The sequence below is a fragment of the Halomonas koreensis genome, from assembly GCF_031451675.1.
In the GTDB taxonomy this organism is placed as follows: Bacteria; Pseudomonadota; Gammaproteobacteria; order Pseudomonadales; family Halomonadaceae; genus Halomonas; species Halomonas koreensis.
The window spans coordinates 51,682-67,518 of the sequence record NZ_JARWAK010000011.1; the positions used below are offsets into that span (position 1 = coordinate 51,682).

Annotated in this window: 9 protein-coding genes and 4 tRNA genes; 5 read left to right on the plus strand and 8 right to left on the minus strand. The window is 70.2% G+C overall.

The genetic code is table 11. From position 1 onward, the window contains the following. Window positions 1-92 precede the first annotated feature (92 nt). Window positions 93-2,150, plus strand: a complete 2,058-nt coding sequence (locus tag QC818_RS12850) for a carboxy terminal-processing peptidase (RefSeq protein WP_309653269.1) — start codon at window positions 93-95, stop codon at window positions 2,148-2,150. Window positions 2,151-2,336: 186 nt separating this feature from the next. Here QC818_RS12850 and QC818_RS12855 read toward each other — a convergent pair. The 5 genes from QC818_RS12855 to QC818_RS12875 all read right to left on the minus strand — a co-directional run bounded on the left by QC818_RS12855 (window position 2,337) and on the right by QC818_RS12875 (window position 3,885). Next, a tRNA-Asn gene (locus QC818_RS12855) sits at window positions 2,337-2,412 on the minus strand. A gap of 40 nt (window positions 2,413-2,452) precedes the next feature. Beyond that, window positions 2,453-2,528 (minus strand) — tRNA-Asn (locus QC818_RS12860). 41 nt (window positions 2,529-2,569) lie between these two features. Beyond that, a tRNA-Asn gene (locus QC818_RS12865) sits at window positions 2,570-2,645 on the minus strand. A 135-nt stretch (window positions 2,646-2,780) separates the two neighbouring features. Beyond that, window positions 2,781-2,857 (minus strand) — tRNA-Met (locus tag QC818_RS12870). 89 nt (window positions 2,858-2,946) lie between these two features. Beyond that, window positions 2,947-3,885, minus strand: coding sequence for a choline ABC transporter substrate-binding protein (locus QC818_RS12875; protein ID WP_374710090.1), 939 nt, complete (start codon window positions 3,883-3,885; stop codon window positions 2,947-2,949). Between the two features lie 165 nt (window positions 3,886-4,050). On the opposite strand from QC818_RS12875, the gene betI reads away from it, so the two are divergent. The 4 genes from betI (at window position 4,051) to QC818_RS12895 (ending at window position 10,837) form a co-directional block, all read left to right on the plus strand. After that, window positions 4,051-4,680: a transcriptional regulator BetI gene (gene betI, locus QC818_RS12880; RefSeq protein ID WP_309653270.1), complete on the plus strand. Its 630-nt coding sequence runs from the start codon at window positions 4,051-4,053 to the stop codon at window positions 4,678-4,680. Between the two features lie 13 nt (window positions 4,681-4,693). Next, on the plus strand, window positions 4,694-6,160 hold the full coding sequence (gene betB / locus QC818_RS12885; RefSeq protein ID WP_309653271.1) for a betaine-aldehyde dehydrogenase: 1,467 nt from the start codon (window positions 4,694-4,696) through the stop codon (window positions 6,158-6,160). Between the two features lie 390 nt (window positions 6,161-6,550). Continuing rightward, window positions 6,551-8,242: a choline dehydrogenase gene (betA, locus tag QC818_RS12890; RefSeq protein ID WP_309653272.1), complete on the plus strand. Its 1,692-nt coding sequence runs from the start codon at window positions 6,551-6,553 to the stop codon at window positions 8,240-8,242. 147 nt (window positions 8,243-8,389) lie between these two features. Further along, on the plus strand, window positions 8,390-10,837 hold the full coding sequence (locus QC818_RS12895; RefSeq protein WP_309653273.1) for an acyl-CoA dehydrogenase: 2,448 nt from the start codon (window positions 8,390-8,392) through the stop codon (window positions 10,835-10,837). Window positions 10,838-10,912: 75 nt separating this feature from the next. Here the strand turns inward: QC818_RS12895 and QC818_RS12900 are convergent, their stop codons facing one another. From QC818_RS12900 to QC818_RS12910, 3 genes are all read right to left on the minus strand, one after another. Beyond that, a complete protein-coding gene (locus tag QC818_RS12900) occupies window positions 10,913-12,709 on the minus strand; it encodes an SLC13 family permease (protein ID WP_309653274.1) in 1,797 nt (598 codons plus the stop codon). Window positions 12,710-12,834: 125 nt separating this feature from the next. Beyond that, a complete protein-coding gene (locus QC818_RS12905; protein ID WP_309653275.1) occupies window positions 12,835-13,641 on the minus strand; it encodes an enoyl-CoA hydratase-related protein in 807 nt (268 codons plus the stop codon). After that, window positions 13,638-15,824, minus strand: a complete 2,187-nt coding sequence (locus tag QC818_RS12910) for an acetate--CoA ligase family protein (RefSeq protein WP_309653276.1) — start codon at window positions 15,822-15,824, stop codon at window positions 13,638-13,640. The genes QC818_RS12905 and QC818_RS12910 overlap by 4 nt, the downstream gene beginning before the upstream one ends. Window positions 15,825-15,837: the final 13 nt, after the last annotated feature.

A 15,837-nucleotide genomic window follows, 5' to 3' on the forward strand; every position in this document is an offset into this window, starting at 1 on the left:
AGCTGCTACAATGCAGGCTTCGTCCATGCAACTCGCGACGCGAATCGCAGTCTGGACGGTAGAGTGTACATGAATCCGGGAGTGCTTCACCGATGAGCCTGTTTGTGACCCTGGGGCGGGCGGCGGCCCTGGCCCTGCTGCTGGGGACGGGGCCGGCCCTGGCGGCGATCGCGCCTACCGACGCCCAGCGCCAGGCCGCCGTGGAAGTGGCCGAATCGCTGCGCTACGGCCACTACGCCGAGATCCGCCTCGACGATGCCTGGTCGCGACAGGCCTTCGACCGCTACCTGGACCTGCTGGACGGCCAGCGCGCCTATCTGCTGCGCCGCGACATCGCGGCCTTCGAGGACCTGGCCACCACCCTCGACGACGCCGTCCTGGACGGCGACCTGGCCCGCCCCTTCGCCCTCTATCGCCGCTACCACGAACGCGCCGAGTCGCGCCTCGAGTGGCTGCTCGCGCGCCTCGACGAGGGGCTCGACTTCCGCTTCGACGGCGATCAGCGCATGGCCCTGGATCGCGAGGACGCTCCCTGGCCCACCGACGAGGCCGCCCTGGACACCCTGTGGACCAAGCGCCTGAAGAACGCCGCCCTGACGCTGTCGATCGGCGACCAGGCGCCCGAGGCCATCGAGGAGACCCTGCGCGAGCGCTACCAGGGCCAGCTGACCCGCCTGCGCCAGACCAACGAGGAGGACGTCTTCGGCCTGCTCATGGCCGCGGTGACCGGCAGCATCGATCCCCACAGCGAGTACCTCTCGCCGCGCCAGAGCGAATCCTTCGACATCCAGATGCGTCTGTCGCTGGAGGGCATCGGCGCCCTGCTGCAGGCCGACGGCGAGTACGTCAAGGTCGCCAGCCTGGTGCCCGGCGGCCCGGCGGAGCGGGCCGGCGTGCTCGAGCCGGCCGACCGCATCGTCGGCGTCGGCCAGGAGGACGGCGAGATCACCAATGTGGTGGGCATGCGCCTGGACGACGTGGTCGACATGATCCGCGGCCCCAAGGGCTCGGTGGTGCGCCTCGACGTGGTGCCCGCCCAGGCCGTCGACATGACCCGCTCCGAGGTGGTCGAAATCACCCGGGACACGGTCAAGCTCGAGGATCAGGCCGCCCAGGGCGAGGTCCTCGAGGTGGAACGCAGCGACGGCGTGCACCGCCTGGGCCTCATCGAGGTACCGACCTTCTACGTGGACTTCGACGCCTGGCAGGCCGGCGAGGAGGACTACCGCAGCACCACCCGCGACGTGGCCGCCGAGGTCGAGCGCCTGGTGGAAGAAGGCGTGGAAGGTATCGTGCTGGACCTGCGCGACAATGGCGGCGGCGCCCTGCAGGAGGCCAACTCGTTGATCGGGCTGTTCATCGACCGCGGCCCCACCGTCCAGGTGCGCGACGCCCGGGGCCGCATCAGCCTGTACGGCGACACCGAGAGCGGCACCCTCTACGACGGCCCGCTGACGGTGCTGGTCAACCGCCTCTCGGCCTCGGCCTCGGAGATCTTCGCCGGCGCCATCCAGGACTACGGCCGCGGCCTGGTGGTGGGCAGCGATACCTTCGGCAAGGGCACGGTGCAGACCCTCAACGAGCTCAACCACGGCCAGATCAAGCTGACCCGCGCCAAGTTCTACCGCATCTCCGGCGAGAGCACCCAGCATCGCGGCGTGACGCCGGACATTCGCTTCCCCAGCCTGGTCGACCCCGAGACCATCGGCGAGAGCAGCCTGGACAACGCCCTGGCCTGGGACCAGGTGCGCAAGGTGCAGTACCGCCGCTATGGCGAGCCCGAGCGCTACCTGGAGACGCTGCGCCAGCGCCACCGCCAGCGGGCCGATGCGCACCCCAACTTCCACTACCTGGAGCGACAGGCCAAGCTGGCCGACCGGCTGCGCGAGCAGCACACCAGCGTCAGCCTCAACCGCGAGCAGCGCCAGCGCGAGGCGGAGGCGCAGGAGGCCGAGCAGCTGGCCCTGGAGAACCAGCGCCGCGAGGCCCTGGGCCTGGAGCCCCTGGAGACGTGGATCGACGCCCGGGAGGACGAGGGCGAGGAGGACGCGGCGCAGCCCGTCGACCGCGCCCAGGTGGTCGAGGCCGCCGAGATCCTGCTGGACTATGTGCGCCTGGACCAGGGGCTGGCCCTCGTCGACCACGACTGAGCCGCCTCCGTCCGCCGCGACCGACGCCGGGCCTCGTGCCCGGCGTCGTCGTCTGCGGCCGACCGTCGGGCAGATGGGCACTCGCGCCGGCACGCGCCGCATAACGCGACGGGGCATGACGCATGGCGCCTGCGCCGGGGTCAGGCGAAGCGGGATCGGCTCACGGAAAACAGCACAGAGAAGCGATGGCTCCCCGAGCAGGACTCGAACCTGCGACCCAGTGATTAACAGTCACTTGCTCTACCAACTGAGCTATCGGGGAAGGATGACGCGGCGGTCCGGACGGACCTGGAAGGAAAAGGTGGCTCCCCGAGCAGGACTCGAACCTGCGACCCAATGATTAACAGTCATTTGCTCTACCAACTGAGCTATCGGGGAATGACCTTCCTATTGTGGTGCTCGGTGCTCTGGGACGAAGCTGGCTCCCCGAGCAGGACTCGAACCTGCGACCCAATGATTAACAGTCATTTGCTCTACCAACTGAGCTATCGGGGAATGGCCTCGAGCACGGGGCGTAGTATACGGATCCGCTTGTAAACGTCAAGGGCCGGATACCCGGCAGGACAGCGCACCTCCGAACGGCGAGACGCCCGCGCGACCAGGCGGTCGGGCGGGCGTCTCGGGCTGTCCTGGTGGCTACGCCCTGACTCGAACAGGGGACCCCATCATTATGAGTGATGTGCTCTAACCAACTGAGCTACGTAGCCATTTTCCGCGTCGCGGGCCTCGGCCCCGACGACGGATGGGGATTATGCACGGCGGCCCGCCGCATGGCAAGCCCGCCGTGCCACTCCCCTCACAGGGACAGCGCCTCCTTGACCGCCGGCAGGCCCGGCTCGCCGTCGGCGGTGGTCACGCCCTCGAGCCAGTCGTCGAGGACCGCCGGATGCGCCTGCAGGTAGTCGCGGGCCGCCTGGCGCGGGTCGGTGCCCTCGTCCATGATCGCGCCCATCAGCCGGTTCTCCATGGTCAGGGTGAACTGGAGATTGTTGAGCAGTTCGCCGACGTTGGGGCAGGCCTCGGTGTAGCCGGCGCGGGTGTTGGTATAGATGGTCGCCCCGCCCAGGTCGGGACCGAAGTAGTCGTCGGCGCCCTCCAGGTAGGCGATGTCGAAGTTGGTGTTCATCGGGTGCGGCTCCCAGCCGAGGAACACCATCCAGGTCTCGTCCGGCACCCGGGCGCGCAGCTCGGCCAGCATGCCGGCCTCGCTGGAGTCGACCAGCTGCCAGTCGCCCAGGCCGAAGGCGTCGTCGTCGATCATGTCCTGGATCAACTGGTTGCCGTCGTTGCCGGCCTCGATGCCGTGCAGCGTGGCGTCGAAGCGCTCGGCATGCTCGGCCAGGTCGTCCACCGAGGTCACCCCGGCGTCGTAGACGTACTGGGGCACGGCCAGGGTATACTTGGCGCCCTCCAGATTGGCCCCCAGGCGATCCACCTGCCCGCGCTCCACGTAGGGGTCGCTGATCGAGGCCATGGACGGCATCCAGTTGCCCAGGAAGACGTCGAAGTCACCGTTCTTCATGCCCGAGTAGGCGATGGGCACCGAGACGGTGTCGACGCGGGTCTCGTAGCCGAGGGCCTCGAGGACCTCGGTGGTCAGAGCGGTGGTCGCGGTGATGTCGGTCCAGCCGACCTCGGCGAAGCGAACCGGCTCACAGCTTTCCTCGGCGGCCATCAGCGGCGAGGCGGCGAAGGCCAGCGCCGTGGTCGCCAGTCCCATGGTCATCTTGTTCATCGCGTGTCTCCCTTGGGTTGGACAATGAGTATAGTCTGGTAGAAAAAGCCGCCTGCCGCCCTTTTTATTGATTGAACGTTCAATAAAAAAATGGCAAGCTGTGGCTATCTTAACCATGCTCCAGGGCATGGTTGCAAGGTGAACCCCGGGAGAGGAGTCAGCAAGGTGCCCAAGGTCGGAATGGAACCCATCCGTCGCCAGCAGCTGATCACGGCCACCGTGGCCGCCATCGACGAGGTCGGCCTGGCCGATGCCACCGTGATGCGCATCGCCCGTCACGCCGGCGTCTCGGCCGGCATCATCAGTCACTACTTCGGCGGCAAGGACGGCCTGCTGGAGGCGACCATGCGCCAGATCCTCAGCGATCTGGGCGAGGCGGTGGCGGCGCGCCGCGCGGCCCTGTCCACCGACGCGCCCCGGGCGCACCTGGAGGCGATCATCGACGGCAACTTCGATCGCAGCCAGGTCACCGGGCCGGTGGCCAAGACCTGGCTGGCCTTCTGGGCCAGCAGCATGCACAAGCCCGAGCTGGCGCGCCTGCAGAACGTCAACGATCGGCGGCTCTACGCCAACCTCTGCCATCAGTTCCGACGCCTGATGCCCCGGGAGCAGGCCCGCGACGCCGCCCGCGCCCTGGCCGCCATGATCGACGGCCTGTGGCTGCGCGGCGCCCTGACACCCGAGGGGCAGGATACCGATCGCGCCCGTCGCCTGGCCCGGGAATACCTCGAGCAGCTGCTCGTGGCCCATGACCTGGCCGCACCGCAGACCGCCCCCCTCTCACTCGAGTCCTGATCTGGAGGTCCCCATGACCCACGCTACCGAATCCCTCTACATCGACGGCCGCCGGGTGGACGCCACCTCGGGGGACACCTTCGCCGTCGTCAATCCCTATGACGGCAGCACCCTGGCCGAGGTCCAGCAGGCCAGCGAGGCCGACGTGGACGCCGCCGTCGCCGCCGCGCGTCGCGGCCAGCGCGTCTGGGCGGCGATGACCGGCATGGAGCGCGGCCGGGTGCTGCAGCGCGCCGTGGCGCTGCTGCGGGAGCGCAACGACGAGATCGCCGAGCTGGAGAGCCGCAACACCGGCAAGCCGATCAGCGAGACCCGCGAGGTGGACATCGTCACCGGCGCCGACGTGCTCGAGTACTACGCCGGCCTGGCCCCGGCCATCGAGGGCAGCCAGATCCCGCTGCGCGACAGCTCCTTCGTCTACACCCGTCGCGAACCCCTGGGCGTGATCGGCTCCATCGGCGCCTGGAACTACCCCATCCAGATCGCCTGCTGGAAGTCCGCCCCGGCGCTGGCCGCCGGCAATGCCGTGGTCTTCAAGCCCAGCGAGGTCACCCCGCTCACCGCCATGGCGCTGGCCGAGATCCTCACCGAGGCCGGCCTGCCCGACGGCGTGTTCAACGTGGTCCACGGCGACGCCCGGGTCGGCCAGCTAATCACCGGTCACGGCGACATCGACAAGGTGTCCTTCACCGGCGAGGTGGGTACCGGCAAGAAGGTGATGTCCGCCTCCGCCGCCTCCAGCCTCAAGGACGTGACCATGGAGCTGGGCGGCAAGTCGCCGCTGATCGTCTTCGCCGACGCCGACCTGGATCGCGCCGCCGACGCCGCCATGATGGCCAACTTCTATTCCAGCGGGCAGATCTGCACCAACGGCACCCGGGTATTCGTGGCCAGCTCGGTCAAGGAGGCCTTCGAGGGCAAGATCAAAGAGCGGGTGGCACGCATCCAGGCCGGCGACCCGCTGGACCCGGCGGTCAACTTCGGCCCGCTGGTGAGCTTCGAGCACCAGGAGAAGGTGCTGTCCTACATCGCCATCGGCAAGCAGGAAGGCGCCCGGGTACTGGCCGGCGGCGAGGCCTGGGACCAGGGCGACTGGGCCAACGGCGCCTGGGCCGCCCCCACGGTGTTCACCGATTGCACCGACGAGATGCGCATCGTCCGCGAGGAGATCTTCGGTCCGGTGATGTCGATCCTGGCCTTCGACGACGAGGAGGAGGTCATCCGCCGCGCCAACGACACCGCCTACGGCCTGGCCGCCGGCGTCTTCACCGAGGGCCTCAACCGCGCCCACCGGGTCATCCACCGCCTGGAAGCCGGTATCTGCTGGGTCAACACCTGGGGCGAGTCCCCGGCCGAGATGCCGGTGGGCGGCTACAAGCAGTCCGGTGTCGGCCGCGAGAACGGCGTCGAGACCCTGGCCCACTACACCCAGACCAAGTCGGTGCAGGTCGAGATGGGGCCCTTCGAGTCGGTGTTCTAATCGATTATTTGCGAACAGCCGCAAGATGAGCGCCGGGGATGGGGCAGAGCGAGGGTCTTTTGCCATGGGCGAGGCGGAAGGAGAAAGACATCCAGTGGATGTTTTTCCCGCCGAGCGGGTTGGCCACGGATGGTCAACCCAGGCCCTGCAAGCGGCGCAGGATGCGAGAGCGCCGCAGGGCAAAAGTAGCGCCCATGGAAGGGTTCACAGCGCCCTCGCGCAGGCCCGTCGCCGGGAAAGCTCATCGTGTTAGCCGTGGTGTGAAAGAAGCTTACAGCACCCCTCAAAACCATCGCACGGGCGCGGGCTCCCTTCCCGCGCCCCCGATCGGCGAGCGCCCCGTCCGGTATCTCGCCGTCGAGACCCCTTTGACTCTTTCAGGGAGGCTCCATGTCGCAGTCCCGTGAATTCGATTACGTCATCATCGGCGCCGGCTCCGCCGGCAACGTCCTGGCCACCCGCCTGACCGAGGACCCGGACGTCAGCGTGCTGCTGCTCGAGGCCGGCGGCCCCGACCACCGCTTCGACTTCCGCACCCAGATGCCGGCCGCCCTGGCCTATCCGCTGCAGGGCAAGCGCTACAACTGGGCCTTCGAGACCGACCCCGAGCCGCACATGGACGGCCGGCGCATGGAATGCGGGCGCGGCAAGGGCCTGGGCGGCTCCTCGCTGATCAACGGCATGTGCTACATCCGCGGCAACGCTCTGGACTACGACGGCTGGGCCAAGCGCGCCGGCCTCGAGGACTGGACCTACGCCGACTGCCTGCCCTACTTCCGCAAGGCCGAGACCCGCGATATCGGCCCCGACGACTACCACGGCGGCGACGGCCCGGTCAGCGTCACCACGCCGAAGGCGGGGAACAACCCTCTGTATCATGCCTTCATCGAGGCGGGCCAGCAGGCCGGCTACCCGGCCACCGAGGACGTCAACGGCTACCAGCAGGAGGGCTTCGGCCCCATGGACCGCTTCGTCACGCCCAACGGCCGCCGGGCCTCCACCGCGCGGGGCTATCTGGACCAGGCCAAGCCGCGCCCCAACCTGACCATCGAGACCCGCGCCACCACCGACGTCATCACCTTCGAGGGCCAGCGCGCCACCGGCGTGCGCTACGCCCGTCGCGGCCAGACCCAGGAGGTCAAGGCGCGTCGCGAGGTGCTGCTGTGCGCCGGTGCCATCGCCTCGCCGCAGATCCTGCAGCGCTCCGGCATCGGCCCGAAGGACGTGCTCGACGAGTTCGGCATCGCCCCGGTGCGGGTCAACGAGAACGTCGGTCACCACCTCCAGGATCACCTGGAGATGTACATCCAGTACGAGTGCAAGCAGCCGATCTCGCTGTATCCGGCGCTGAAGTGGTGGAACCAGCCGAAGATCGGCGCCGAATGGCTGTTCCTCGGCAGCGGGGTGGGCGCCAGCAACCAGTTCGAGGCCGCCGGCTTCATTCGCTCCCGCGACGAGGAGGAGTGGCCCAACCTGCAGTACCACTTCCTGCCCATCGCCATCAGCTACAACGGCAAGAGCGCGGTGCAGGCCCACGGCTTCCAGGCCCACGTCGGCTCGATGCGCTCCGAGAGCGAGGGCCGGGTGCGCCTGACGTCCCTCGACCCCAAGGCCGCGCCCTCGATCCTGTTCAACTACATGTCCACCGAGAAGGACTGGCAGGAATTCCGCGACGCCATCCGCCTGACCCGCGAGATCATCAATCAGCCGGCCATGGACGAATACCGCGGCCGCGAGATCTCCCCGGGGCCGGACGTGCAGAGCGACGCCGAGCTGGACGCCTTCGTCCGCCAGCACGCCGAAACCGCCTACCACCCCTGCGGCAGCTGCCGCATGGGCGACGGCGACGACGCCGTGGTCGACGGCGCCGGCCGGGTCCACGGGGTCGAGGCCCTGCGGGTCGTCGACGCCTCGCTGTTCCCGGTGATCCCCACCGGCAACCTCAACGCACCGACCATCATGCTGGCCGAGAAGATGGCCGACAAGATCCGCGGTCGCGCGCCCCTGCCGCAGAGCAACGCGCCCTACTATGTGGCCAAGGGCGCGCCCGCCCAGCGGGAGCCCCGGCGCCGCACGGCCTGATCGCCCCGCCGCCGGATGTCAGCACGCCCCGCCCTCGCGCGGGGCGTGCTGCGTCTGGCCCCGGGCGCAGAGGGATTGGCCTCGAGGCCGGGAATGGGCTAGGCTGAGGGCATTCAAACAAGTGTTCGAATGCCACGGAGGCCTCACATGCTGACCCTGACCCTCATCGTGCTCGCCGTCGTCGGCCTGCTCGTCGTGATGCGCCGCGAGGCGGGCGCCCTGGCCGCCCTGGCGGTAACCGGCCTGCTCGGCCTCGTCGGCCTGGCCGCCGGCGCCATCGTGATCGGCGTGCTGCTGCTGGTCGCCGCCGCGGCCATCGCCGCCTGCGGCCTGCCCGCCCTGCGCCGCCGCTGGCTCTCCCCGCGGCTGTTCGCGATGTTCAAGCGCGTCGCCCCCAAGGTCTCGGAGACCGAGCGCACCGCCCTGGAGGCCGGCAGCGTGGCCTGGGACGGCGAGCTGTTCACCGGCCGCCCCGACTGGCGCAAGCTGTTCGCCTACACCGATGACGGCCTGACCGACGACGAGCGCGCCTTCCTCGACCACCAGTGCAACGTCGCCTCGGGCATGTGCAACGCCTGGGACATCGCCCGGGAACGCGCCGACCTGCCCCAGGAGCTGTGGGACTACCTCAAGCGCGAGCGCTTCTTCGGCATGATCATCCCCAGGGAGTACGGCGGCCTGGGCTTCTCGGCCAAGGCCCAGTCGCTGGTGCTGCAGAAGCTCGCGGTCAACGAGACCCTGATGGTCACCGTGGGCGTGCCCAACTCCCTGGGGCCCGGGGAGCTGCTGCTCAAGTACGGCACCCAGGCGCAGAAGGACCACTACCTGCCGCGGCTGGCCGACGGTCGCGAGATCCCCTGCTTCGGCCTGACCGGGCCGCGCGCCGGGTCCGATGCCACCTCGCTGCCCGACGTCGGCAAGGTGGTCCGGCGCGAGATCGACGGCGAGACGGTGCTGGGCCTCGAGCTGACCTTCGAGAAGCGCTGGATCACCCTGGCCCCCATCGCCAGCGTGGTCGGCCTGGCCTTCCGGCTGTTCGACCCCGACCACCTGCTGGGCGACGAGGCCGATCGCGGCATCACCCTGGCGCTGGTGCCTCGCGACACCGAAGGCCTGGAGATCGGTCGCCGCCACCACCCCATCGGCAGCCCCTTCCTCAACGGGCCGATCAAGGGCGACGGCATCTTCGTGCCCCTGGACACCATCATCGGCGGCGAGGAAATGATCGGCCAGGGCTGGCGCATGCTGGTCGAGTGCCTGTCGGTGGGCCGCTGCATCACCCTGCCCTCCGGCGCCACCGGCACGGCACGCTACGCCATCGGCTGGACCGGCGGCTTCGCCCGCATCCGCCGCCAGTTCAACCTGCCGGTGGCCGAGATGGAGGGCGTCCAGGAACCCCTGGCGCGCATGGCGGCGCTGGGCTACATCGCCCAGGCGGCGGTCTACCAGACCGCCAATACCATCGACCATGGCGAGAAGCCGGCGGTGCCCTCGGCGATCCTCAAGAGCCAGCTCACCGAGTTCCAGCGCGACATCCTCGCCGACGCCATGGACATCCATGGCGGCAAGGCGGTGACCCTGGGGCCGCGCAACTACCTCGGCATCGGCTACAGCGCCAACCCGGTGGCGATCACCGTGGAAGGCGCCAACATCATGACCCGCAACCTGATGATCTTCGGTCAGGGGGCGATCCGCTGCCACCCCTACGTGCTGGAGGAGCTGGCCGCCAAGGACGCCGACGACGTCGGCGCCTTCGACCGGGCCTTCTTCGGCCACGCCGGACTGATCCTCGGTAACGCCGCCCGGGCCCTGACCCAAGGCCTGGGGCTGGGCCGGCCCGCCGTGCCCTTCGACGACGTCGCCGCCCCCTACGCCCGGGAGATCGCCCGGCTCTCCGCCGGCTTCGCCCTGACCGCCGACGCCGCCATGGCCAGCCTCGGCTCGAAGCTCAAGCAGCGCGAGATGCTCTCGGCGCGGCTCGGCGACGTGCTCTCCAACCTCTACCTGGCCAGCCTGCTGCTCAAGCAGTGGCAGGAGGGCGACCGGGTGGAGCACGAGGAGGCGCTGCTGCACTACGCCGCCGCCCTGCTGCTGGAACGCGCCGAGCAGGCCTTCGCCGAGCTGTTCGACAACCTGCCCAGCCGCGCCCTGGGCCGGACCCTGCGGCGGGTGGTGATGCCCCGCGGCCGTCGCTGGGCCCGCCCCCACGACGACCTGACGCGCACCATCGCCCAGGCGGTGTCCCGCGACAGCGCCCTGCGCCATCGGCTGCTGACCAACACCTGGGACGCCGACGACGGGCCCCAGGACAACCCCCTGGCCCGCTACAACGGCCTGCTGGCCACCCAGGAGCGCGCCGAGGCGCTGTATCGCAGCATCGACAAGGCCCACGCCAAGGGCGAGCTGCCCGCCGAGGCCCTGCATCCCGAGCAGCGTCTGCAGGCCGCCGTCGAGCGGGGCCTGGTCACGGAGGACGACGCCGCCTTCATGCGCCAGCGCGAGGCCGAGGTGCTGGATATGCTCACCGTCGATGACTTCGAGTACGACGCCTTCGTCGCCGACAAGTCCAAGGTGCTGCGCCACCACCCGGCATAAGCCGTGAAGGAGTAAGGCGTGAGGGGAACCCTTCGCCTTACTCCTCTCCCCTCACTCCTCGCCCCTCGCCCCTCGCTACAGCGGCCAGACGATCAGGATCAGCGGAATCGCCACCGCCATTACCGCCAGCGACAGCGGCAGGCCCAGCTTCCAGTAGTCGCCGAAGCGATAGCCCCCCGGCCCCATCACCAGGGTGTTGGACTGGTGGCCGATGGGCGTCAGGAAGGCGCTGGAGGCGCTGACCGCCACCGCCATCAGGAAGGGGTCCGGCGAGACCCCGAAGCCCTCGGCCAGGCTGGCCGCGATGGGCGCCATCAGCAGCGCGGCGGCGGCGTTGTTGACCACGTTGGAGAGCAGCATGCCGATCGCGAAGAGGCCCGCCAGGGTGGCCACCACCGGCCAATCGCGGCCCAGCGCCAACAGGGCGTCGGCGATCAGGGCCGCCCCGCCGCTGGTCTCCAGGGCCTGCCCCACCGGAATCATCGCCCCGAGCAGCACGATCACCGGGCCGTCGATGGCCTGGTAGGCCTCGCGCAGGGTCAGGACCCCGGCCAGCAGCGACGCCAGGGCGGCACCGGTCAGGGCCACCGCCGCGGGCAACCAGTCGAGCACCATGGCGATCACCGCCACGGCGAAGATGGCCACCGAGACCAGCAGCATGCGCGGCTGGCCCAGCGACAGGTTGCGGCTGGCCAGCGGCAGGCAACCCAGGGTGGCCAGGCTCTCGCCGATCTCGCCCTCGCCGCCCTGCAGCAGCAGCACGTCGCCGGGGCGGAAGCGAATGTCGCGCAGCCGCTGGTTGAGGCGTCCGCCGTCCCGGGCCACGGCCACCAGGTGCAGGCCGAACTGGTTGTGCAGGCGCAGCTGGCCGACCGTGCGGTGCAGCATCATCGAGTCGTTGCGCACCACCGCCTCCACCAGCTGGAGCCCCTCGGTGTCCACCGTGCCGGCTTCGTCACCGCCCCCGTCGCCGTCCTCGGCGGGCGGCTCGGGGCCGACCTCGAGTCCGGCCTTGTCCTCGAGCAGCGCCATCTCCTCGGGACCGGCCTCGACCAGCAGGATATCGTCGACCCGCAGGTGGCCATGGAAGGTATGACCCGGGTGACGGGCCTCGCCCCTCACCACCGCCAGCACCGGCACCGGCTCCTCGATGGCCTGGTGCAGGTCGCGCAGCGACCAGCCCACCGCCCGGGCACCCTCGGGCACGCGCAGCTCCACCAGGTAGTGGGCGGTGTCGAACATGGCGTCCAGGGAGGCCTGGCCCGCCCGCTGGGGCACCAGGTAGCGGCCGGCCAGCACGATCAGCAGCAGCCCGGCCAGCGCCACGCAGGCGCCGACCGGGAAGAAGGCGAACATGCCGAAGCCCTCGCCGACCAGGTCCTGACGATAGGCCGAGATGATGATGTTGGGCGGGGTGCCGATCAGGGTGGTCAGGCCGCCGAGCAGCGAGCCGAAGGCCAGCGGCATCAGCAGCAGCGAGGGCGGGCTGTCGTGCTCGCGGGCCAGGCGAATCGCCACCGGCAGCATCAGCGCCAGGGCGCCGACGTTGTTCATCACCCCGGAGAGCACCAGCACGGTGCCGGACAGCACCAGGGTCTGGAGGATCAGGCGATCGCCGACCCTCAGGGCCTGCTCGGCGATCAGGTCGACCAGCCCCGAGCGCTCGAAGCCGCGGCTGAGCACCAGCACCGCGACCACGGTGATCACCGCCGGGTGGCCGAACCCCAGGAAGGCCGCGTCGGCGGGCACCAGGCCCAGCAGCACCGAGGCCAGCAGCGCCGCCAGGGCCACCAAGTCATAGCGAAAGCGCCCCCAGACGAAGGCCGCGAGGGTCACCGCAAGGATCGCGAACACCTGGGTGCTGTCGGCCATCCGCTGCCCTCCCTGTCCGGCACGATGTCTCAAGCACAACAGGCAAGCGGTGGAAAATCCAGTTCTTCCGTATCCGTCTGCCCCGGCGTCCGCCAGGCGCCGGGGCACGGGAGTTCAGGCGGCGCTCACTTCCTGGCCATCTTCTCCAGCATGGCCTGGACGGCCTCCAGGTGCTCGGGCTCATTGTGGCTCATGCCCTGGAAGACCGCGCAGAGGTCGAGGAAGTCGGGCAGCTCCATGCGGCTGCCCATCTTCATCAGCCGCTTGGTGAGGCGCGTGGCCCTGGGCGGCTGGGCGGCGATGCGCGCGGCGAGCTCGCCAGCCCGGTCGGCAAGCGCCTCGGGCTCGACCACCTCCAGGACGATGCCCAGCTCACGAGCCTCCTCGGCGTCGACCACCCGGCCGGTGAAGGCCAGCTCGCAGGCCCGCTGGTGGCCCACCAGCCGCGGCAGGAACCAGGCCCCGCCATCCCCCGGGATGATGCCCAGGTTGAGGAAGGTCTCGCCGAACCTCGCCTTGCGCGAGGCCAGGCGGATGTCGGCCATGTTGGCCAGGTCGAAGCCGGCGCCGATGGCCGGTCCGTTGACCGCGGCGATCACCGGCACCTCGACGCCCTGGAGGGCCAACGGCATGCGCTGGATGCCCCGCCGGTAGCGGTCGGCCACCTCGGCCGCGTCGCCGGCGAAATCGCCCTCCCGCCGGGCCATGTCCTTGATGTTGCCCCCGGCGCTGAAGGCGCTGCCGGCGCCGGTGATCACCAGCACCGACACCGCCTCGCAGCGGTTGACCCAGTCGCAGGTGGCGAGCAGGTCGTCGACCAGCGCCGTGCCGGTCAGGGCATTGCGCACGTCGTGGCGGTCCAGGGTCAGGGTCGCCACCCCTGCCTCCAGGTCGAGGCGGGAGTCGGTCAGGCGTGGCTGGGCATCCGTCATGCGGTCGTCTCCTTGTGGTGGGGGTCGCGCTCGACGATAACCCGGGCATCGACCACCGAATAGCCGTCGTCGCGGGCGATCACCGGGTTGAGGTCCAGCGCCTCGAGGCCCGGATAGGCCTCGACCAGGCGCGACACCGACAGCAGCAGCTCCACCAGGGCCGCCTGGTCCACCCCCGGGGCGCCGCGGGCGCCCTCGAGGATGCGCCGCGCCCGGACCTGGTCGACCATCGCCCGGGCGTCGTGACGCGACAAAGGAATGGCGCGGAAGGCCACGTCCTCGAGGATCTCGACGAAGATGCCGCCCAGGCCGAACATCAGCACCGGGCCGAAGATGGGATCGCGGATCACCCCGACGATCACCTCCACGCCCTTCCTCGCCATGGGGGTGACCAGCACGCCCTCGATGTCGGCGCCGGGGGCATGGTCGCGGCAGGCCGCCAGGATCTCCGCCCGGGCCGCGCGCAGCGCGGGCTCGCCGACCAGGTCGAGGCGCACGCCGCCGGCATCCGACTTGTGGAGGATGTCCCGGGACACCACCTTCATGGCCAGCGGCGTCTCGCCGAAGGCCGACGCGACCTCGGCGAGCTCGTCGGCATCGCGCACCAGGCGCTCCTCGGGCACCGCCACGCCGTGATCGCGCAGCAGCTGGCGGGCCTCGACCTCGAGCAGGTCGCGGCCCTCGGCCCGGGCCCGGGCGATGTCGGCCGCCCGGGCCGGCAGGGGCGCGAACGCCGCCTCACGGGCCTGGCCATGGGCCCGGGCCAGGTAGTCGCCGCGCTCGCCGAGGGCCGCCAGGACCCGCACGGCGTGCTCGATCGAGGCATAGACCGGCAGCCCGGCCTCGTGCAGGCGACGCAGCGCCGGCGGCTTGATGGGCGCATAGAGGCTGTAGATCACCAGCGGCTTGTGGGTGGCATTGGCCAGGTCCACCATGGCCTCGGCGCCGCGCATCTCGTCGCCCAGCAGCGACTCGGCGAAGCGGGTGCTGTAGCCGCCGAACATGCCCACCAGGAAGACGCTGTCGACGCCCGGGTCGGCGGCGACGATCTCCATGCAGGTGGCCAGCAGCGACGGGTGGGCGTCGGTGGAGCCCGCCACGTCCACCGGGTTGGCCGTGGAGGCCTGCGGCAGCAGCGCCTCTCGCAGCCGGGCCCGGGTGACCTCGGACAGGGTGGCGAGGCTCAGGCCGGCCTCCGCCAGCCGGTCGGCGGCGATGGTGGCCTGACCGCCGCCGTCGGCGATCACCGCCACGCGCCTGCCGTCGGCCTTCTGCAGCAGGCCCAGGCCCTCGGCCACCGGCAGGATCTCGTCGGAGTGCTGCACCACGCTGACCCCGGACTGCCGGAGCAGGTCCACGGTCATCGCGTAGCTGCCCGCCAGCGCCCCGGTGTGGGAACTGGCGGAGCGCTGCCCCTGCGCGGTGGACCCCGACTTGTAGACCACCACCGGCTTCATGGCGGCGACCTCGCGGGCGACCTCGAGGAACTTGCGGCCGTCGCGGAAGCCCTCGACGTAGAGGGTGGCGACCCGGGTGTGGCGGTCCTCGCCCAGGTAGCGCAGGTAGTCGTTGAACCCCAGGTCGGTCTGGTTGCCGGGACCGACATAGGTGGAGAAGCCCACCTGGCCGTTGTGCTGGGCCTCCAGGGCCAGCGACAGCAACATGTTGCCCGACTGGGAAACGATCCCCACGTCGCCGGGCTTGACGTTGTCCAGCGCCAGCAGGTTGAGGCGATGATGCAGGTTGAAGACCCCCGAGGTGTTGGGGCCGATCAGGCGCACCCCGTGGGCCCGGGCGGCCGCCATCATCTCGTCCTGCAGGGAGGCCCCGGCGGCATCCATCTCGGCGAAGCCGCTGGCCAGGATCACCGCGCCCTGGATGCCGCGGCGCCCGCACTCGCGAATCAGCCCGGGCACGCTGGGCGCGGGCGTGCAGATCAGCGCCAGCTCGGGCGTGCCCGGCAGGTCGGCCACGCTGGGCCAGGCGCGCACGCCGAGGATCATGTCGGCCCCGGGGTTCACGGGGTAGATGTTCCCCCGGAAACCGTCCTTGATCAGCCCCACCATGGCCTTGTAGCCGCGCTTGGTGGGGTCCGTGGAGGCGCCGATCACGGCGATGCCGCGGGGCGCCAGGATGTCGTGCAGGGGGCTGCGGGTGGCCAGGTGTCCGGCAACGGGATTCATGGAGGCGTCCTGA

Excerpts from the sequence above, each read along its gene's own strand:
- QC818_RS12910 (WP_309653276.1), bottom strand. The coding sequence starts at position 15,824 with ATGAATCCCGTTGCCGGACACCTGGCCACCCGCAGCCCCCTGCACGAC.
- QC818_RS12905 (WP_309653275.1), bottom strand. The coding sequence starts at position 13,641 with ATGACGGATGCCCAGCCACGCCTGACCGACTCCCGCCTCGACCTGGAG.
- betA (WP_309653272.1), top strand. The coding sequence starts at position 6,551 with ATGTCGCAGTCCCGTGAATTCGATTACGTCATCATCGGCGCCGGCTCC.
- QC818_RS12895 (WP_309653273.1), top strand. The coding sequence starts at position 8,390 with ATGCTGACCCTGACCCTCATCGTGCTCGCCGTCGTCGGCCTGCTCGTC.
- QC818_RS12850 (WP_309653269.1), top strand. The coding sequence starts at position 93 with ATGAGCCTGTTTGTGACCCTGGGGCGGGCGGCGGCCCTGGCCCTGCTG.
- betB (WP_309653271.1), top strand. The coding sequence starts at position 4,694 with ATGACCCACGCTACCGAATCCCTCTACATCGACGGCCGCCGGGTGGAC.
- QC818_RS12900 (WP_309653274.1), bottom strand. The coding sequence starts at position 12,709 with ATGGCCGACAGCACCCAGGTGTTCGCGATCCTTGCGGTGACCCTCGCG.
- QC818_RS12875 (WP_374710090.1), bottom strand. The coding sequence starts at position 3,885 with ATGAACAAGATGACCATGGGACTGGCGACCACGGCGCTGGCCTTCGCC.